Source organism: Mycobacterium sp. (assembly GCF_046330795.1).
Taxonomy (GTDB): domain Bacteria; phylum Actinomycetota; class Actinomycetes; order Mycobacteriales; family Mycobacteriaceae; genus Mycobacterium.
In genome coordinates this window covers 93,516-113,166 of sequence record NZ_JAXLSA010000004.1, presented here as the reverse complement: position 1 = coordinate 113,166, position 19,651 = coordinate 93,516, and the positions used below count along the sequence as shown (strand labels likewise).

Annotated in this window: 17 protein-coding genes; 10 read left to right on the top strand and 7 right to left on the bottom strand. The window is 68.3% G+C overall.

What is annotated here, in order from left to right:
- Positions 1–5 precede the first annotated feature (5 nt).
- The 7 genes from U0R18_RS15110 to U0R18_RS15080 all read right to left on the bottom strand — a co-directional run bounded on the left by U0R18_RS15110 (position 6) and on the right by U0R18_RS15080 (position 8,805).
- Positions 6–1,613 (bottom strand): FAD-binding protein, encoded by a 1,608-nt coding sequence (locus tag U0R18_RS15110; protein ID WP_526369773.1) that lies wholly within the window; start codon positions 1,611–1,613, stop codon positions 6–8.
- A complete protein-coding gene (casI, locus tag U0R18_RS15105) occupies positions 1,552–3,213 on the bottom strand; it encodes a steroid-22-oyl-CoA synthetase (protein WP_526369771.1) in 1,662 nt (553 codons plus the stop codon). The genes U0R18_RS15110 and casI overlap by 62 nt, the downstream gene beginning before the upstream one ends.
- Positions 3,206–3,769, bottom strand: coding sequence for a nuclear transport factor 2 family protein (locus U0R18_RS15100; RefSeq protein ID WP_526369769.1), 564 nt, complete (start codon positions 3,767–3,769; stop codon positions 3,206–3,208). Before U0R18_RS15100 ends, casI begins: the two co-directional genes overlap by 8 nt.
- A 121-nt stretch (positions 3,770–3,890) precedes the next feature.
- Positions 3,891–4,928 (bottom strand): PucR family transcriptional regulator, encoded by a 1,038-nt coding sequence (locus U0R18_RS15095; RefSeq protein ID WP_526369767.1) that lies wholly within the window; start codon positions 4,926–4,928, stop codon positions 3,891–3,893.
- Entirely contained in the window at positions 4,925–6,454 is a 1,530-nt protein-coding gene (fadD17, locus tag U0R18_RS15090) for a long-chain-fatty-acid--CoA ligase FadD17 (protein WP_526370399.1), read from the bottom strand. Before fadD17 ends, U0R18_RS15095 begins: the two co-directional genes overlap by 4 nt.
- Before the next feature lie 50 nt (positions 6,455–6,504).
- Positions 6,505–7,611 (bottom strand): acyl-CoA dehydrogenase family protein, encoded by a 1,107-nt coding sequence (locus tag U0R18_RS15085; RefSeq protein WP_526369765.1) that lies wholly within the window; start codon positions 7,609–7,611, stop codon positions 6,505–6,507.
- A 15-nt stretch (positions 7,612–7,626) separates the two neighbouring features.
- Positions 7,627–8,805 (bottom strand): acyl-CoA dehydrogenase family protein, encoded by a 1,179-nt coding sequence (locus U0R18_RS15080; RefSeq protein ID WP_526369763.1) that lies wholly within the window; start codon positions 8,803–8,805, stop codon positions 7,627–7,629.
- Between the two features lie 162 nt (positions 8,806–8,967).
- Here U0R18_RS15080 and U0R18_RS15075 point away from each other — a divergent pair, with 162 nt between their 5' ends.
- The 10 genes from U0R18_RS15075 (at position 8,968) to U0R18_RS15030 (ending at position 19,636) form a co-directional block, all read left to right on the top strand.
- Positions 8,968–9,159 (top strand): ferredoxin, encoded by a 192-nt coding sequence (locus U0R18_RS15075; protein ID WP_526369761.1) that lies wholly within the window; start codon positions 8,968–8,970, stop codon positions 9,157–9,159.
- Positions 9,160–9,172: 13 nt separating this feature from the next.
- Positions 9,173–10,087, top strand: a complete 915-nt coding sequence (locus U0R18_RS15070) for a 3-oxoacyl-ACP reductase (RefSeq protein ID WP_526369759.1) — start codon at positions 9,173–9,175, stop codon at positions 10,085–10,087.
- Positions 10,088–10,383: 296 nt separating this feature from the next.
- On the top strand, positions 10,384–11,148 hold the full coding sequence (locus U0R18_RS15065; protein WP_526369757.1) for an MlaE family ABC transporter permease: 765 nt from the start codon (positions 10,384–10,386) through the stop codon (positions 11,146–11,148).
- 49 nt (positions 11,149–11,197) lie between these two features.
- Complete coding sequence (locus tag U0R18_RS15060) at positions 11,198–12,040, top strand: MlaE family ABC transporter permease (protein ID WP_526369755.1); 843 nt, start codon at positions 11,198–11,200, stop codon at positions 12,038–12,040.
- A 9-nt stretch (positions 12,041–12,049) separates the two neighbouring features.
- Complete coding sequence (locus tag U0R18_RS15055; protein ID WP_526369753.1) at positions 12,050–13,252, top strand: MCE family protein; 1,203 nt, start codon at positions 12,050–12,052, stop codon at positions 13,250–13,252.
- Complete coding sequence (locus U0R18_RS15050; protein ID WP_526369751.1) at positions 13,252–14,292, top strand: MCE family protein; 1,041 nt, start codon at positions 13,252–13,254, stop codon at positions 14,290–14,292. Before U0R18_RS15055 ends, U0R18_RS15050 begins: the two co-directional genes overlap by 1 nt.
- Positions 14,276–15,340 carry an MCE family protein gene (locus U0R18_RS15045; RefSeq protein ID WP_526370397.1) on the top strand — a complete coding sequence of 355 codons (1,065 nt, stop codon included), beginning with the start codon at positions 14,276–14,278 and terminating at the stop codon, positions 15,338–15,340. Before U0R18_RS15050 ends, U0R18_RS15045 begins: the two co-directional genes overlap by 17 nt.
- Positions 15,337–16,734, top strand: a complete 1,398-nt coding sequence (locus U0R18_RS15040) for an MCE family protein (protein WP_526369749.1) — start codon at positions 15,337–15,339, stop codon at positions 16,732–16,734. Before U0R18_RS15045 ends, U0R18_RS15040 begins: the two co-directional genes overlap by 4 nt.
- Complete coding sequence (locus U0R18_RS15035; RefSeq protein ID WP_526369747.1) at positions 16,731–17,933, top strand: MCE family protein; 1,203 nt, start codon at positions 16,731–16,733, stop codon at positions 17,931–17,933. The genes U0R18_RS15040 and U0R18_RS15035 overlap by 4 nt, the downstream gene beginning before the upstream one ends.
- Positions 17,933–19,636, top strand: coding sequence for an MCE family protein (locus U0R18_RS15030; RefSeq protein WP_526369745.1), 1,704 nt, complete (start codon positions 17,933–17,935; stop codon positions 19,634–19,636). The genes U0R18_RS15035 and U0R18_RS15030 overlap by 1 nt, the downstream gene beginning before the upstream one ends.
- Positions 19,637–19,651: the final 15 nt, after the last annotated feature.

Below are 19,651 nucleotides of genomic sequence, written 5' to 3'. Positions count from 1 at the left end.
CAACGCTAACGCTCGAGCATGTTCTTGACAGCCAAGTGGGAGAACACCATCGATGTGCCGATCGGGTTCCCGCCGCCCGGGTAGGCGTAGCCGCTGGGCGCGGCCATGGTGTTGCCGGCCGCGTACAGGCCCGGAATCGCGTTGCCGGCCTTGTCCAGCACGCGGGCGGCCGAGTCGGTGCGCAGTCCGCCCTTGGTGCCCAGGTCGGACACCCCGAACGCGGCGGCGTGGAACGGGGCCGTCACGATGGGGTACAGCGGCGATGCTCCGCCGGAGAACGCGCGGTCGTACGCCTCGTCGCCACGGCCGAAGTCCTCGTCCACCCCGCGCTCGGCGAAATCGTTGAACCTGGCGACGGTGTCCACCAGGTTCTGCGGCGGCACCCCGATCAGCGTGGCCAATTCCTCGAGCGTGTCCGCGGTGCGCCACAGCCCGGCCTCGACGTACTTCTCCGGTTCGACCATCGACACGTTGGTCGCCTTGACGGGTGGCACTCTGGGGTCGGCGCCGTCGCCGCCGGAGTCGTAGACCATCCAGTACGGCAGCGTGACCGAACCGTCGGCCATCGCGTCGAGCACGGCGCGGCCCAGGCGGTCGTAGGCGGCCGACTCGTTGGTGAACCGCCGACCCTCGGCGTTGACGAAGATGCCGCCGGTGAACCACAGCGCGAACGCCGAACGCCCGTCGGGATGGGTCAGCCCCGGCGACCACCAGGCCTGGTCCATCAGATCGGTGTCGGCGCCCGCGGCGATGCCCGCCATATGTGCGCGGCCCTGATTTCCCCACGGCCCCATCGTGTCCCGCGATGATCCCGGCACGCCGAACCGGGCCCGCAGCTCGTCGTTCTGCTCGAATCCACCCGCAGCCAGCAGGACTCCGCGACGGGTCCCGACCGTGCGGGTGGTGCCGTTTGTCTCGAGCACGGCGCCCACGACGCGGCCGTCCTCGACCACCAGGTCCACCAGCGCGGTGTTCAGCCGGGTGGTGAAGTTCGGATACTGCCGGGCGGCCAGCAGGAAGCGGGCGATCAGTGCCCGGCCGCCGACGTAGTAGTCGCCGGGCCGGGGGGCGCCCAGCCGGTCGGAATCCAGCGGCCCCCGGATCAATTCGGTGAGATCGGGTGCGGCGGCGACCTTCAGGGGTTTGGCCGCCATGTGCCGCATCCCGTCGGTGCGTGCCTTCGGGGCGCTGCCGAAGTAGTCCGGCCATGGCATCGGCATGAACTTGATGTTCTCGTCCGCCTCGAGGTATTCGACCAGGGGTGCGCCGCCGCGCACATAGGTCTCCTGCAGTTCGCGCGGGGTCCGGTCACCGACGACGGCGGTGTAGTACTCGAGTGCGTCCGCCACGGTGTCGTCGGTTCCGGCACGCAGCAGAAAAGGATTGGCGGGGAACCACATTCCACCGCCGCCGGAATAGGCGGTGGTTCCGCCGAACATCTCGCTGGCCTCGACCAGCAGGACGTCCAGACCTTCTCTGGCGGCGGTGTAGGCGCCGGTCACGCCACCGGCGCCGGAGCCCGCTACCAGGACATCGCATTCTTCATCCCAGTCAGCCAAGGCGCTGCCTTCCGTATCGGGTGAACTCGGCGTCGAGTGCACGTTTGTCGTCATCGGTCATGCAGCGGTAGTCGGGGCGCCCCCGGCCCATCCACCGATACACCGGCTCGGCGGTGTGCCAGCGCTGCGCCTGCAGATCCCGCTTGAGCACCTTGTTGGATCCGGTGACCGGCAGTCCGTCGGATACCCGCAACAGTCGCGGTATTCCCTTGGCGCCCAGATCTTCCTGGCCCGTGAGGTAGCCGGCGAACTGTACGGTGTCGAAGCGCTGCGGATCGGCGACCTCGATCGCGGCCATCACCTGATCCCCCGAGCGTGGGTCGGGCACGCCATACACGCCGGCGGCAATCACCTCGGGGTGCCGGCGCAGCACCCGTTCGATGCCGAGTGCGGACACGTTCTCGCCGTCCACCCGGATCCAGTCACCGCGGCGGCCGGCGAAGTAGAGGAACCCGGCCTCGTCGAGGTAACCCAGATCCCCGGTCCAGTACCAGCCGTTCCGCACGCGATCGGCGTCGGCGCTGTCGTTGCGGTAGTAGCCCTCGAAATCGCGGACGCCGCGCTGATCGACGATCTCGCCCACCGCGGCATCTGCGTTGAGGACCCGGCCGTGGGGGTCCAGAACCGCTGCGGCACAGGGTTGCATCGTCTCCGGATCGACGATCACGACGCCGTCGTGTGCCGGCCGCCCCAGCGCGCCCGCGGGGGCGGCCGGGTCGGGGAGGGCGACGGCGCCGCCCTCGCTGGAGCCGTACCCCTCATGAAGCACCGCGCCGAAGCGGCGCCGGAACTCGGACTGATCCTCCGGGGAGGCCTCGGTGCCGAATCCGCGTTGCAGGGTGTTGTCGGCGTCGTCGGCGGCGGCAGGAGTGGCCAGCAGGTAGCCCAGGGCCTTGCCGACATAGGTGAAGAACGTGGCACCGAAGTAGCGCACGTCGGGCAGGAAACCCGACGCCGAGAACGATGGTGTCAGGCACACTGTGGCGCCCACCGACAGGGCCGGGGCCCACAACGCCATGATCGCGTTGCCGTGAAACAGTGGCATACAACAGTATTCGACGTCGTCGCGGACGTGGCCGAACTTCCCCGCCGCGGTGTGGGCGATCCGCGCCAGCCGGCCCTGGGTGCACCGGACTGCTTTGGAGGTCCCCGTGGTGCCCGAGGTGAACAGCAGCAACAACAGCTCCCGGGGCCCGACCCCGGGAGCCGCTGCGGGCTGCTCCCGGTGCCGATCGAGCGCGGCCGCGTACGCCGGATCGTCGATGCACAGGATGGCCGCGGGGTCCAATCCGTGGTCGAGGGCGAGCGCGAGGTCCAGCCGCGCGGCGTCGGTGACGATCAACTGGCAGTCGGCGTGCCGGATGTCGGCGGCCATATCGGCCGGTCCCCGGGTCGGGTTGATCCCGACGATCACGGCCCCGGCCAGCGCCGCACCACCGAGCCAGAAGACGAAATCCTCGACGTTGTCCAGCAGTACCCCGATGTGCGGTGGCTTGTCCGGAAAGTGTTTGCGGCGCAAGTCAATTGCCAAGGCACCCCGGGCGGCCGATTCACGGACCACCTGGTCCCAGGTCCAGTCCCGGGTCCGCGTGCGCAGACCGGGATGCTGATCGCCCAGGCGATCCAGCAGCAGCGTGGCGATGTCGTCAGGCATGGGTGCGCGGACGGCCTTCCGTCATGGCGAGGTACTTGTCGGGCAGATCGGCGTGCGAGAGCGCTGTCACGCTCACCGGTCCGCTGTGGTAGGCGTCCTCGCCCTGGATCAGACCATCGGCGTCGACCGGCCAGAGGATCAGCTGACGGAACACCACCAGGTAATCGCCGGCCGGATCGGGCACCGGGATGCCGATACCGGCCGCGGCGGCGCCCGGATAGAGCACCTTCAGCCAGCCCTCGGTCACCAGACAATCATCGTCGAGGACCAGCCGATCTATCTCGAACTCGAGCACATTCGCCCCGCTCTCGACGAACGCCGTGTAGTAGGCGCGCACCCCGTCGGTGCCGTTCGGTCCGGCGTTCTGACCGTCGATCCAGAAGTGGTAATCCGGTGCCGGGCCCAGGGTGGCCATCAGCCGGTCCATATCGGGTTCGGCCTCGGCCTTCATATGTTCGATCACCACGCTCAGGACGGCCCGGCGCCGCGCGTCAGTGGTGTCGGCCAGCAGGCGTTCCAGCGGTTGCCAGGTGCGTTCGGGGTCGATGACGGCCATGGGGTGTGCTCCTCGGGGCTGGGGGATGACGGACGACGCCATCGTCGCGCGCGGCGGTGCGCGCCGTCAGCCGCCGGGAGTCGCCCGTTCGCCGGTGTCGGCCCGACGAATGTCGGGCCGGTCACGGAGAATCGGCTTCCGCCAGCGCGGCCGCCGAGAGTGAGATGCGACGCACCATCAGCACCAGGGTGGCCATGAACCGGTCCATCGGATCGTCGAAGTCCCAGCCCATCTGCTCGGCCACGTGCGCCAGCCGGGCCGCCACCGTGCTGTGGTGGACATGAAGTTCCTCTGCGGTTCGGCGCAGCGACCCGAAGACGCAGAACGCCTCGACGGTGCCGACCTCGACGGCACCCGATGGGGTGGCGGCGATCTCGTTGATCCGTGCGATGTCGCGATTGGCCAGCACCTGCTCGGGCGCCAGGTCGGCCAGCAGCTCGAGCACGCTGAGCCGTTCGTAGGCGATGGCCCGGCGGCCGTATCCGGTGGACGATGCGAAGCGCAGCGCACGCAGCGCCTGCCGCCACGATTCCGACGCCGCGAACACCCCGACGGAACACCCGATGCCGATCCACGGCCCGCGGTCGGCGCCGGTCGCCATCGGGGCGGGATGAGCCGCCGCGATCGTCTGCTCCAGTACCTCGGTCAGGGCCCGGGTCTCGGCGACGCCCTGACACAGCACCGCGATGGTGTGGCCGATGGTCGCACTCGAGTAACGGCCCGGCAGAACCGATTCCACCAATCGCAGGGTCTCCCGTGGCATGTGAGTGGACACCGCGAGCACCACCAGATCGCGGGCCTCGTCCAAACCCAGCAGCCGGATCGCGCGGCCGCGGTCGGCGGGTTGTTCCTTGGCCGATATCACCACCTCGACCAGCGCCGGGTCGGCCAGATGCAGCGGGTCGACGGGGCGCAGTGCCCGGCGCAGCCGGTCGACGACAACCGCATCCAGCGGGTGGGCGGGACCGTCGCGGTTGATCGATACCGCGGGCTGGCCGTCGGTCCACTGCACATCCACCGGGCAGCCCGTCAGGTGCGTCGCGGCAGCGATGAGGCGCTCGGGGGCGCTGCCTTCGAGCCGATCGAAATGGTTCACGATCACCAGTACGGACGCCGGATCGTCGCCCAGCGCATCGAGTGTCGGCGGAGTGGACGTCATTTCCGGCTGATCGGGTACACCGGATCGGCGCAGTCGGTGGCCTCGGCGGACAGTTGACGCTTGAGGATCTTGAAGGTCTCGGTCCGCGGCAACGCCGAGCCGACCCGCACGAAGGCGGGCCACTGCTTGGGCCCGAGATCGTCCTGCTCGCAGAGGAATCGGTGGAAGTCGGCGGGATCGAACACGGCGTCCTCGGGGAGCACCAGCGCGGCCATCACCTGATCGCCGACGGCCGGATCGGGGATGGGGTACACCGCGGCCTCGGTCACCAGCGGATGCCGCATCAGGATGCGCTCGATGGGCGCGGTGCCCAGGTTCTCCCCGTCGACGCGCATCCAGTCGCCATGGCGCCCGGCGAAGTAGGCGAAGCCGTTCTCGTCGCGGTAGGCCAGATCGCCGGTGTGGTAGATGCCGTCCCGCATCCGGTCCGCTTCGGCCGCCGTGTCCTTGTAGTACCCGCGGAACTGTCCGCGCCCGGTCGAGTTGACCAGCTCGCCCACCACGCCCGGCGGGCATTCCGCACCGGTGTCGACGTCGAGGATCGTGACGCCGTCGACCAGTGGACCCAGGGCTCCCTCGGGGGTGTCCGGGGTGCGCGCGATGGCGACGCCGCCCTCGCTCGAGCCGAAGCCGTCGACGACCCGGACCCCGAACCGGGCGGCGAAGCGGCCCAGATCCCTTGGCGCACCCTCGTTCCCGTAGGCGACCCGGAGCGGGTTGTCGGCATCGTCGGGCGCCGGCGGGGTGGCCAGGATGTAGGTCAGCGGCTTGCCGACGTAGTTGGCGTAGGTGGCGCCGAACCGGCGGACGTCGGGGAAGAAGCCCGACGCGGAGAACTTGCGGCGCAGGGCGATCGACGATCCGCCCGCGACGGCCGGAGCCCAGCCGGCCATGATCGCGTTCGAATGGAACAGCGGCATCGACAGGTAACAGGTGTCCGCCGGGCCGAGGCCGAACCGCTGGGCCAGCATCAGACCCGGAAACGCGACCTTCTCGTGCGTGCAGCGGACGGCTTTCGGATCGCCACTGGTGCCGGAAGTGAAGATCAGCATGAAGAGGTCATCCGGGTCGGCCTCCGGGAAGTCGACCGGCGCATCGTGGTGGGCGGCGAGTTCACTTGCGAAATCGGCTGATTCGACATCGACGGCGCTGATCCCGTCCTGCGCTGTGTCGTGCGGGGCGGACCGGTCGGCAAGCACCAGCTGGCAGTCGGCGTGGTCGATGTCGCGCTGTAGTGCGGCACCCCGGCGAGTCGGATTCAGTCCCACCGGCACGATGCCCGACAGCGCGGCCGCCACCAGGACCGTGCAGAAGAACGGTGTGTTGCCGAGCAGCACGCCGACGTGCCGCGGCCGGCCGGGATCCAGACGTTCGTCCAGCAGCGCGGCCAGGGCCGCACCGTCCCGAATGTGGTTGCGCCAGCTGACGAATGACACCGTGTCACCGTCGGCCGAATACACGCCCCGATCGTCGACGTCGGTCAGGCCGGCCAGCAGCCCGGACACCGTCGAGTGATTTCGGTGCATTTCCCGTCGGTCGGCGACGGTTCCTGCACCGAAATCACTCATCGTCACACTCAGGCGGGGGTGTCGGCCAGTTCGCGGCCGATCACCAGGAGCTGCCCGGTGGCACTGCCGATGGCGAACTCGGTCTGCTTGGCGGCCAGGAAGTACCGGTGCACAGGGTGATCGGTGTCGATGCCGACCCCGCCGTGGACATGCACCGCGGTATGTGCGACCCGGTGTCCCGCCTCGGCGGCCCAGAACGCGGCGGTACGCACGTCGACGTCGGCCGGCAGATCCTCGGCGAGCCGCCAGGCGGCCTGTGTGAGGGTCAGGCGCAGGCCCTTGACGTCGATGTAGCCGTCGGCGAGCCGTTGCGCGACCGCCTGGAAGCTGCCGATCGGCCGGTCGAACTGTTCCCGCTCCCGGGCGTACTCGGCGGTCATCTGGAGCGCCCGGGCCACGACCCCGAGCTGGAATGCGCTCAGCCCCAGCGTCTGCCGGATGGTCAGCCATTCGACCACCTCGTCGCCGCCGACCAGTCGATCGGCGCCCAGCGCCACACCGGCGAGCTCGAGGTGCGCCACGCTACCGAAACCGGTGGTGCTCAGCGGGGTGACGGTGACGCCGGCGTCGGCGGCGGACACCAGGAAGACCGAGGTGCCCGAACCGGTGTCGGCCGGCACCAGGAACGCATCGGCCACCGGGCCGTAGGCGACCTGGGCGCGGGTGCCGGTGAGCCGGTACCCGGAGCCGCCGGCTTCGGAAGCCTGAGCCTGCACCGGACCGTCACCCATGTCGCCGGCGAGCGCGACCGTGAGGACCTTGCTGCCGGCGACTGCGGGCGCGGCCCAATCCTGTTGCAGCTCGGCCGATCCGAACTTCGCCAGGGCGCCGGCGGCCAGCACCGCCGACTCCAGATAGGGGACGGCTGCCAGCTGACGGCCCAGTGCCTCGAGCACGGCGACCTGCTCGAGCACCCCGTAGTCCCCGCCGCCCAGTGCCTCGGGTGCCGCGGCGGACAGGACGTCGGCGTCGATCAGCTTGGCCCACAGGTCGCGGTCGAAACGGGTATCCGCAGAGTCGAGTTCACGCTGGTGTTCGTTGGTGCACACCGATTCGGTGATGGTCCGCACCAGGCCGCCGAGGTCGTCGGAAGCTTCGGTTGTGGTGAAATCCATTGGGAATCCTCCTGATCAACGATTCGCGTGGGGCAGCCCGAGCGCCACCATGCCGATGATGTCGCGCTGGATCTCGTTCGTTCCGCCGCCGAACGTCAGGATCAGGCAGGACCGGTGCATCCGCTCGACGCGGCCGCGCAGCAGCGCGCCGGGCGAGCCGGGACGCAGCGTGGCCGCCGTGCCCAGCACCTCCATCAGCAGCCGGTAGGCCTCGGTGGACAGTTCGGTGCCGTAGACCTTGGCCGCCGAGGCGTCGGCCGGCGACGGCGCCGATTCGGTCGAGGCGAGTTCCCAGTTGATGAGCTTGAGCACCTCGGCCTTGGCGTGCACCCGGGCCAGGTTGAGCTGGACCCACTCGGAATCGATCAGGCGCTTACCGTGCACATCCTTGGTGTTCTGTGCCCATTCGCGAACACCCTTGAGCGCCAAGAAGATCGGTTGGGCAGAAGACAGTGCGACGCGCTCGTGATTGAGCTGATTGGTCACCAGCTTCCAGCCCGCGTTCTCCTCGCCGACCAGGTTGGTCACGGGAATGCGGACATCCTGGTAGTAGGTGGCGCTGGTGTCGACACCGGACATGGTGTGCACCGGTGTCCAGGAGAAGCCCTCGGCCGTGGTCGGCATGATCAGCATCGAGATGCCACGGTGCTTCTTGGCCTCGGGGTTGGTGCGCACCGCCAGCCACACGTAGTCGGCGTAGGCGATCAGCGACGTCCACATCTTCTGGCCGTTGACGACGTAGTCGTCGCCGTCGCGCACCGCGGTGGTGCGCAGCGACGCCAGGTCCGTGCCGGCGCCCGGTTCGGAGTAGCCGATCGAGAAGTGCAGATCACCCGCGGCGATCTTGGGCAGGAAGAACTTCTTCTGTTCCTCGGACCCGAAATGCATGATGGTCGGCGCGACGCTGTTGATGGTCAGGAACGGCACCGGCACATTGGCGATGGCGGCCTCGTCGTTGAAGATCAGGCCGTCCATCGGGGGCCGCTCCTGGCCGCCGAACTCCTTGGGCCACGACAGGGTCAACCAGCCGTCCTTGCCCATCTGCGCGACGGTTTCGCGGTAGACGTTCCCGCGGCCCATCTCGCCATCATTGGACGCCAGCGCCTCGGCGCGCTCCGGTGTCATGAGCTTGGTGAAGTACGCGCGCAGTTCGCGGCGCAACTCCTCCTGCTCGGGGGTGTAGCCGATCCGCATCGCGCTTCCTCACTCCTGGGGCGGCCTCGGGAATTCCGCCCGATTGCATTCCTGGTTGTAACACGTTCTAGTCTTGGGGTCCAGAACGGTGCAAGACTGATCCGGTGGAACCCACGGGTTGTGGACTCCACCGGGCCGGCGGGAGCCAGTGAGGAGATCATCATGCGGGTGGAGGTCGATCGCGATCGGTGCGAAGGCAACGCGATCTGTGTGGGAATTGCTCCGGACCTGTTCGAGCTCGACGACGACGATTACGCCGTCATGAAGGTCGACGTGATTCCCGCCGATCAGGAAGAACTGGCCAAGCAGGCGGTGGCCGAGTGCCCGCGCGCCGCACTGACCGAAAAAGACTAGAGGTATTCGTAAGTTGAGTGATATCGATCTGTCCGGGAAGGTCGCTGTCGTCACCGGTGCTGCCGCCGGGCTGGGCCGCGCCGAAGCGGTCGGGCTCGCGGCCGCCGGCGCCACGGTCGTCGTCAATGACATGGCCGCGGCGCTGGACAAGTCCGACGTCCTGGCCGAGATCTCGGCGCTGGGGGCCAAGGCCGTCGCCGTGTCCGGTGACGTCTGTGCCCGGTCCACCGCCGACGAGCTGGTCGCCACCGCTGACGGCCTCGGCGGTCTGCACATCGTGGTGAACAACGCGGGCATCACCCGGGACCGGATGCTGTTCAACATGACCGACGAGGACTTCGACGCGGTCATCGCGGTCCATCTGCGCGGGCACTTCCTGCTGACCCGCAATGCGGCCACCTACTGGCGGGACAAGGCCAAGGCCGGCGGGGACGACGGGCAGGGCACCGTGTACGGCCGGCTCGTGAACACCTCGTCGGAGGCCGGTCTGGGCGGCCCGCCGGGACAGGCCAATTACGGTGCGGCCAAGGCGGGCATCACGGCGCTGACGGTGTCGGCCGCCCGCGGGCTGGGCCGGTACGGCGTGCGCGCCAACGTGATCTGTCCGCGGGCCCGCACCCCGATGACGGCCGAGACGTTCGGCGACGCGCCCGAGCTGAGCACGGGCCAGGTCGATCCGTTGTCACCGGAGCACGTGGTGACCCTGGTCCGCTTCCTGGCCTCCCCGGCCGCATCCGAGGTGAACGGTCAGGTGTTCGTCGTCTACGGACCGTCGATCGGACTGGTCGCCGCGCCGGTCCTCGAGCAGCGATTCGACGCCGCGGGCGAGGCGTGGACGCCGGACGGTCTCGGCGATGCGATCGGCGGCTACTTTGCCGACCGCGATCCCCACCGCATGTTCTCGTCGATCGGGTTGCTCGACGCCTGACCGCGAGTGCACATAACGGGCGGCACCGCCGGTCGCCGACAGCGCCGCGTGGCGGCTAGAACGTGTTCTAGAATGATCTGCATCACAGTGGCTCTGACCTGCAAAAATAAGGACAATTGATGATTTTGTCCGTTCTTTGACACTGCGAACTTGTTCTAGTTTGGATTGCCGTCGCGCATAGGTCCATCGGTTTGTCCGGACGTTGCTCCGGACCGCGGAACGGAATCTATGCAGAATTCGCCACAGGGCAGCGGATCCGGTTCCCGGACCGTTCCCCGGGAGAAGGGAACCGAAGGTTGCTCGCACAGCTCGCGGTTCCAGCCCGGGCTGTGGGCGGCTTCATGGAGATGTCGATCGACACCTTCAGGGAGATGTTCCGGCGGCCGTTCCAGTTCCGTGAATTCCTCGATCAGACCTGGATGATCGCGCGGGTGTCGATGATCCCCACGCTGCTGGTCTCCATCCCGTTCACCGTTCTGGTCGCCTTCACCCTGAACATCCTGCTGCGCGAGATCGGCGCCGCCGACCTGTCCGGCGCGGGCACCGCATTCGGCACCATCACTCAGCTGGGCCCGGTCGTCACCGTGCTGGTGGTCGCCGGTGCCGGCGCGACGGCCATCTGCGCGGACCTCGGCGCCCGCACCATCCGCGAGGAGATCGACGCGATGCGGGTGCTGGGCATCGATCCCGTCCACCGACTGGTGGTGCCGCGCGTGCTGGCGTCGACGTTCGTCGCGCTGCTGCTCAACGGATTGGTCTGCGCCATCGGCATCGCCGGCGGCTATGTGTTCTCGGTGTTCCTGCAGGGCGTGAACCCGGGTGCGTTCATCAACGGCCTCACCGTGCTGACCGGGCTGCCCGAACTCGTCCTCGCCGAGATCAAGGCACTGCTGTTCGGCGTGGTCGCCGGGCTGGTCGGCTGCTATCGGGGGCTGACCGTGCAGGGCGGTCCCAAGGGCGTCGGCATCGCCGTGAACGAGACCGTCGTCTACGCATTCATCTGCCTGTTCGTCATCAACGTGATCATGACGGCCATCGGCGTGCGGGTGCTGGCCCGATGAGCGAGCGGCGCGTAGCGCGGGGAGCGAGTGGGCCGATGGATGTGGCCCGATGAGCTACGACGCCACCTACCGGTTCCGGCGGCTGTTCCGCGGCGTCCCCCAGGCGGTCGACGGCTTCGGCGAGCAGGCGCTGTTCTACGGCGAGTCGATGCGCTACATCCCCAATGCGCTGACCCGCTACCGCAAGGAGACGGTCCGGTTGATCGCCGAGATGACCATGGGCGTCGGCGCGCTCGCGATCATCGGCGGAACGGTCGGGGTCGCGACCTTCCTGACCCTGGCCTCCGGCGGCGTCATCGCCGTCCAGGGGTACTCGTCGCTCGGCAACATCGGCATTGAAGCGCTCACCGGGTTCCTGTCGGCCTTCCTCAACGTCCGCATCGTCGCGCCGGTGGTGGCCGGGATCGCGCTGGCGGCGACCATCGGTGCCGGCACCACCGCCCAGCTCGGGGCCATGCGGGTGGCCGAGGAGATCGACGCCGTCGAGTCGATGGCCGTGCACTCGGTGTCGTATCTGGTGTCCACCCGGATCGTCGCGGGCCTCATCGCGATCATCCCGCTGTACTCGCTGTCGGTGCTCGCGGCCTTCTTCGCGGCGCGGTTCACCACGGTGTTCATCAACGACCAGTCCTCGGGCCTGTACGACCACTACTTCAACACCTTCCTGATCCCGACCGATCTGCTGTGGTCGTTCCTGCAGGCCATCGTCATGTCCATCGCCGTGATGCTGGTGCACACCTATTACGGCTACAACGCGTCCGGCGGCCCCGTGGGTGTCGGTATCGCGGTGGGCAAGGCGGTTCGCACCTCGCTCGTCGTCGTCGTCGTGATCACCCTGCTCATCTCCCTGGCCGTCTACGGCGGCTCCGGCAACTTCAACCTGTCGGGTTAGCGGGGCACGATGTCGGACGTGACGGGCGGGGGGACCCGCGTGCGGGTGGCGGCGGCGATCCTCGCCGGCCTGATCCTGGCGGCCGTCGTTTTCACCGTGCTGGCGTACACGTCCGCGTTCACCGCGACCGACAAGGTGACGGTCATGGCGCCGCGGGCCGGTCTGGTCACCGAACGGGACGCGAAGGTCAAGTACCGCGGCATCCAGGTCGGAAAGGTCACCGACATCTCGTATGCCGGTGATCAGGCCCGGCTCACGCTGTCCATCGACCGCCGGCACATGCCGTACATCCCGTCGAACGCCGAGGTGCGTATCGCCGGCAACACGGTGTTCGGCGCGAAGTCGGTGGAGTTCCAGCCGCCCGCCACGCCGTCGGGCTCACCGTTGCGCGACGGCGCCACGGTGGCGGCGTCGTCGGTGCAGCTCGAGGTGAACACGTTGTTCCAGACGCTGACCGACGTACTGCACAAGATCGACCCCGTCGAGCTGAATGCGACACTGACCGCCCTGGGCGAAGGCCTGCGCAACAACGGCGACAACATCGGGGCCACCCTCGCGGGCCTGAATACCCTGCTGGCCCAGGTCAATCCGAAGCTGCCCACCCTGCGTAGCGACCTGGCGCAGACCGCGGCCGTGGCCGACATCTACGGCGACATCGGGCCGGATCTGGTGACCGTGCTCAACAACGCGCCGAAGATCTCCGACACCATCGTCGACCAGCAGGACAACCTCAACGCGACGCTGCTGGCCACCACCGGGCTGGCCAACAACGCCTACGAGGCGTTCGCGCCGGCGGCCGACGACTACGTCGCGGCGATCAACCGGGTCCGCGCTCCGCTGAAGGTGGTGGCTGACTACTCCCCGGAGTTCGGCTGCATCCTGCAGGGCACGGCCACCGCCGTCGACAAGTTCGCACCGGTCATCGGCGGTGTGCGGCCCGGGCTGTTCGTGTCCTCCAGCTTCATTCCCGGGGCGCCGGCCTACACGTATCCGGAAAGCCTGCCGATCGTCAACGCCTCCGGCGGACCGAATTGCCGTGGCCTGCCCAATGTTCCGGGCAAGCAACTCGGCGGCTCCTCGTACCACACCCCGTTCCTGGTGACCGACAACGCCTACGTGCCCTACGAGCCGAACACCGAATTGCAGTTCGACGCGCCGTCCACCCTGCAGTTCCTGTTCAACGGGGCCTTCGCGGAACGGGACCGGTACTGATGCAATCGAATTCCACGGCGATCAAGGTCGGCATCTTCACGCTGGCCATGCTGCTGGTGGCCGCCGGGCTGATCGTGGTGTTCGGCGAGTTCCGCTTCTCGTCGACCAACACCTACCACGCCAAGTTCAGCACCGCGTCACGACTCAAGACCGGTCAGGACGTCCGGATCGCGGGCGTGCCGGTCGGCACCGTGACCGACATCGCGCTGGCCCCGGACAACACCGTCGACGTCACGTTCGACGTGAACAAGCGCTACCAGCTCTACACGTCCACCCGTGCGCTGATCCGCTACGAGAACCTGGTGGGTGACCGCTTCCTCGAAATCACCTCGGGCCCGGGCGATCTGCGCAAGCTGGCGCCGGGTGCGACCATCGCCGAGACCAACACCCAGCCGGCGCTGGATCTCGACGCGCTGCTGGGCGGTCTGCGGCCGGTGCTCGAGGGCCTCGACGGGAACAAGGTCAACGAGGTCAGCAACGCGGTGATCGAACTGCTCCAGGGGCAGGGCGGGGCGCTGTCGCAGATGCTGTCCAGCACCAGCTCGTTCACCACCGACCTGGCGGCGCGTGATCAGCTGATCGGCGACGTGATCAACAACCTCAACACCGTGCTGAAGACCGTGGACGACAAGGGTGCCCAGTTCGACACCTCGGTGGACAAGCTGCAGCAACTGATCACCGGTCTGGCGCAGGGGTCCGACCCGATCGCCGGCGCGATCCCGCCGCTGGCGTCGGCGTCGGCGGATCTCACCGACATGCTGACCAAGGGCCGCCGCCCGGTGCAGGCCGTGATCGAGAACATGCGCCCGCTGTCCCAGGCGCTCAACGACCGGCAGGCCGACGTGAACGCGGTGATCGAGCCGCTGGCCGAGAACTACCTGCGGCTCAACGCCCTCGGCGCGTACGGCTCGTTCTTCAACATCTACTACTGCTCGATCCGGATGAAGATCAACGGACCCGCGGGCAGCGATGTGCTGATCCCGTTCGGTGGACCGCCGGACCCGTCCAAGGGGAGGTGCGCTCCTGCCAAGGACAGCTGACGACGGGCACAATCCCGTCCGAACCGGAATTCTGGGCATCTTCGTGGTGGCCAGCCTCGTGTTGATCTCGTTCGGCTACACCGGGCTGCCGTTCTGGCCGCAGGGCAAGACCTACGAGGCGTACTTCACCGACGCCGCCGGCATCTCGCCCGGCAGCGATGTCAACGTCTCGGGCATCAAGGTCGGTCACGTCGAGTCCGTCGGCCTGGCCGGCACCGCGGCCAAGGTGCGATTCACCGTCGACCGCAAGGTACGGGTGGGCGAGCAGTCGCTGGCGGCCATCAAGACCGAGACCGTGCTCGGTGAGAAGCTGCTGGAGATCACCCCGGCCGGCGGCGGGTCGGCCACTACGATCCCGCTGGGCCGCACCACAACTCCCTACACGCTGAGCACCGCGTTGCAGGATCTGGGCGAGAACACCGCGGCGCTGGACAAGCCGAAGTTCGAGCAGGCCCTGTCCGTGCTCACCGACACCCTGGCCGATGCCACACCGCAGCTGCGCGGTGCGCTCGACGGTGTGGCCGGCCTGTCGCGCACCCTGAACAAGCGGGACGAAGCGCTGGGCGACCTGCTGGGCCACGCCCGGTCGGTCACCAAGATGCTGGCGGACCGGGCCGGACAGGTCAACCAACTGGTGGTCGACGGCAATCAGCTGTTCGCCGCCCTGGACGAGCGGCGCCAGGCATTGTCGAACCTGATTGCCGGGATCGACGATGTCTCCCAACAGATTTCCGGTTTCACCGCCGATAATCAGAAGGAGTTCGGTCCCGCGCTGGTTCAGCTGAACAAGGTGATGGAGAACCTGAACTCCCGGCGCGACCACATCAGCGAGGCCCTCAAGCGGCTGCCCCCGTATGCCACCGCACTGGGCGAGGTCGTGGGTTCGGCCCCCGGATTCCAGATCAACCTCTACGGCCTGCCGCCGGCCACCATCTCGGAAGTGTTGCTGGACAGCTACTTCCAGCCGGGCAAGCTGCCCGACAGCCTGTCGGACTACCTGAAGGGCCTGATCGCCGAACGCCTGATCCTGAGGCCGAAGACGCCATGACCGAATCTCGTACCCGAAACTCCGGTGCCCGCAGCTGGCTCGTCGGGCTGACCGCCGTGCTGTTGGCCGTCGCGCTGGTCGGAATGCTGCTGTTGTGGCCGCACCGCAAGTCCCACACCGTGGTCGCGTTGTTCTCCTCCGCGGTGGGCCTCTATCCCGGTGACGACGTCCGCGTCGTCGGTGTGCCGGTGGGCAAGATCGAGTCGGTCGAGCCGCGTGCCGAGGACGTCAAGGTGACGATGTCGGTTCGCGACGAGGTCCAGGTGCCCGCGGATGCCCGGGCGATCATCATCTCGCCGAACCTGGTGGCGGCCAGGTTCGTTCAGCTGACACCCGCCTACGACGCCGCGAGCCACGCCCCAACGCTGGCCGACGGCGGGACCATCGGACTGGACCGCACCGGTGTGCCCGTCGAATGGGACGAGGTCAAGAAGGAACTGACCGACCTGTCGGCCCAACTCGGCCCCAAGGACGGTGGGCTGCAGGGCCCGTTGAGCACGTTCGTCGATCAGGCGGCCACCACGTTCGACGGCAACGGAGACTCGTTCCGCAACGCGCTGCACGAGCTGTCGCAGACCGCCGGGCGCCTCGGGGATTCCAGCGGAGACCTGTTCGGCACGGTCAAGAACCTGCAGATCCTGGTCAACGCCCTGTCGGCGAGCAACGAGCAGATCGTGCAGTTCTCCAACCACGTCGCCTCGGTGTCGCAGGTGCTCGCCGAGAGCACGACGGGCCTCGATGCCACCCTGGGCACCCTCGACAAGGCGCTGGGTGATGTCCGGAACCTGTTGAAGGACAACAACACCGCTTTGATCAATTCGGTCGATCAGCTGGCGTCGTTCACCAAGATCCTCTCGGACCAGCACGACGACATCGAGCAGGTCCTGCATGTCACGCCGAACGGCCTGGCCAACTTCTACAACATCTACAACCCGTCCGTCGGCACGGTGGCGGGCGTGCTGTCGCTGCCGAACTTCGCCAACCCGGTGCAGTTCATCTGCGGCGGCAACTTCGAGACCGGCGCCAATCCCGACAACTACAAGCGGGCCGAGATCTGCCGCGAGCGGATGGCCCCGGTGCTGCGCCGGCTGACCATGAACTTCCCGCCGGTGCTGTTCCACCCGATCAACAGCATCACCGCGTACAAGGGTCAGGTCATCTACGACACACCGGAGACGCAGGCCAAGGCCCAGACGCCGGTGCCGTACCTGCAGTGGCAGGCGGCGCCCGGGGTGGCCCCGCCGGTGATCCCGCCCGGTGCGACGCTGGGCGACCTGGTGCTCCCGCCGCCGGCGGTGCAGGGCCAGATCTCGCCCGGACCCGCGACCGTGCTGGGGTCCGGACCGCCCCCCGGACCGGCGCCCGGCGCACCGGCAACCGGAGGTGGCCGATGACCGGCACGTGCAAGGTAGTGCGCGCCAAGGCTTTCCGTATCGGGTACCGCGCGACGGCGGTCGGCTGCGGGGCGGTCCTGCTGGCCGGCTGCTCGTTCGGTGGCCTGAACTCCGTCGACATGCCGGGGACCAGTGGGCACGGCCGAGGCTCCTACACCGTCAACGTGGAACTCCCGGACGTGGCGACGCTGCCGCAGAACTCCCCGGTGATGGTCAACGACGTGACGGTCGGCAGTGTGTCCGGCATCGACGCGGTGCAGCGGCCCGACGGCACGTTCTATGCGTCGGTGAAGGTGTCGCTGGATCGCGACGTCAACCTGCCCGCGAACGCGATGGCCAAGGTGGCGCAGACGTCCCTGCTGGGCTCGCAACACATCGAATTGTCCGCGCCGACAACCGAAGCCGGAACCGGCAGGCTGGCCGAGGGTGCCACCATCCCGCTCTCCCGGACGGGCCGCTACCCAACCACCGAAGAGGTGCTGTCCTCGCTGGGCATGGTGGTGAACAAGGGCAATCTGGCGGCGTTGCAGGACATCACCGACGAGGCGTATGCCGCGGTGGCCGGCCGCGCCGGCAGCTTCACCGACCTGATCCCCAAGCTGGCGCAGCTGACCGACTCGCTGGCGCAGCAGACCAACGACATCATCGCCGCCGCCGACGGGCTCAACCGGTTCGCCGGGATCCTGGCGTCCAACAAGGACAGCCTGGGCCGCGCACTGGACACGCTGCCGGGTGCGCTGCAGGTCCTCAACGCCAACCGGGCCAACATCGTCGACGCCTTCGCGGCCCTGCGCCGGGTGGGCATCGTCGCGGCCGACGTGCTGGCCAAGACCAAGGACGACTTCGCCGCCGATTTCAAGGACCTCTTTCCGGCGGTCAAGGCGCTCAACGACTACTCGTACTACTTCATCAAGGACCTGTCATTCCTGCCGACGTTCCCGTTCCACTACAAGTACCTGCGGCAGGCGGTGCGGGGTGACTACCTCAACGTGTTCGTCACCTTCGACCTCACGCTGCGCCGCCTCGGCGAGACGGTGTTCACCACCAACCCGGCGCTCGACCCGAACATGAAGCGCCTCTCCGAGGTGGTCAACCCGCCCGACATGCTGCTGGGCGCCATGGCCAATCTGTCCGGTCAGGCGGCCGATCCGTTCAAGATTCCGCCGGGCACGGCCACCCAGACGTCGGAGCCGCACTGATGCTGACCCGTCTGACCCGAATCCAGCTGGCGATCTTCGCCCTCGTCACGGTGCTCGCGGTGGGCGCCATCTCGGTGTTCTTCCTGCACCTGCCCGCGAAGTTGGGACTGGGCACCTACAAGGTGAATGCCGAGTTCGCCACCGGTGGCGGCATCTACCCCAACGCGAACGTCACCTATCGCGGTGTCACGATCGGCCGTGTCGAGCAGCTGGGACTCAACCACGACGGCGTGGTGGCCAACATGCGGCTCAACAGCGGCACGCCGGTCCCCGAGAACGTCACCGCCACGGTCAAGAGCGTGTCCGCGGTCGGCGAGCAGTACATCGACCTGGTGCCCCCGAAGCAGGCGCAGGGGCAGGCCCCGGCGGCAATCCTGCGCGACGGCGACACCATCGGGCAGGACCGGACGTTCGTCGGACAGGACGTCGCCGACCTGCTCGCGCAGGCCGACCAACTCGTCAGCAGCATCGACAACGCCCGGCTCAAGGACCTGCTGTCGGAGACCTTCAAGGCGTTCAACGGATCCGGGCCCGAACTCGCCCGGCTGATCCAGTCGTCCCGCGTCATCATCGACACGGCCAACGCGCACGTGGACGAGACCACCAAACTCATCGACCAGGCGGGTCCGTTCCTGGACGCGCAACTGCGCAGCGGCGACGACATCCGCAGCCTGGCCGACGGGCTGGCCCGGCTGACCAACAACCTCAACGGCGCGGATCCGCAGTTCCGGTCGCTGCTGCAGACCGCACCGGGCGCCGCCCAAGAGGTCGACACCGCGTTCAGCGGCATCCGCCCCACGTTCCCGATGCTGGCGGCCAACCTGGCCAACCTGGGCCGGATCGGCGTGATCTACCACAAGTCGCTCGAGCAGGCGTTGGTGATCTTCCCGGCGCTGATGAGCGCCCTGCTCACGGTGGGCGAGGGCCTGCCACCCGACGAGGGCGGCAAGCTGGACTTCAAGATCGACCTCGGCGACCCGCCCACCTGCAACGTCGGTTTCCTGCCCGCCACCCAGATCCGTTCGCCGGCCGACGAGACCCTGCGCGATCTGCCCACCGACATGTACTGCAAAGCGGCCCAGAACGATCCGACGGTGGTGCGCGGTGCGCGCAACTACCCGTGCATGGAGTACCCGGGTAAGCGGGCGCCGACCGTGCAGCTGTGCCGTGACCCGGTCGGGTTCGTGCCGCTGGCCGCCAATCCGTGGCGCGGTGCCCCGATCCCCTACGGCACGCCGGTCCAGGACGGCCGGAATATCCTGCCGCCCAACAAGTTCCCGTTCATCCCGCCCGGTGCGGACTACGATCCGGGTCCGCCGTCGGTCCAGTTGCCGCCCGGTGCGGTGCCCGGGCCCGGGCCGGCGCCGAATGCGCCGTTCCCGCTCCCGGTGCCGCCGGTCGACGGTCCGCCGCCACCGCCGTGGCCGTTCTTCGCCCCCCAGGATCAGATCGTGCCGCCGTACGCGCGGCCGCCGCTGGAGGCGCCCGGGCCGCCGCCGGGACCGGTGCCGGATCCAGCGGCCCCGCCGCTGCCGGCCGAAGCCCCGCAGCCGCAGGCCAGCGGGCCCGGTTTCGGCACGTACGATCGGGACGGTAAGTTCATCGACCCGTCGGGCAACATCGGCGTCTTCACCGGAGGCGCCGCGAAGACATCGCCCGCGGAAAGCTGGGTGGATCTCATGAGCGACCCGAGGCAGGCCTGATGGCCGATACTCCGG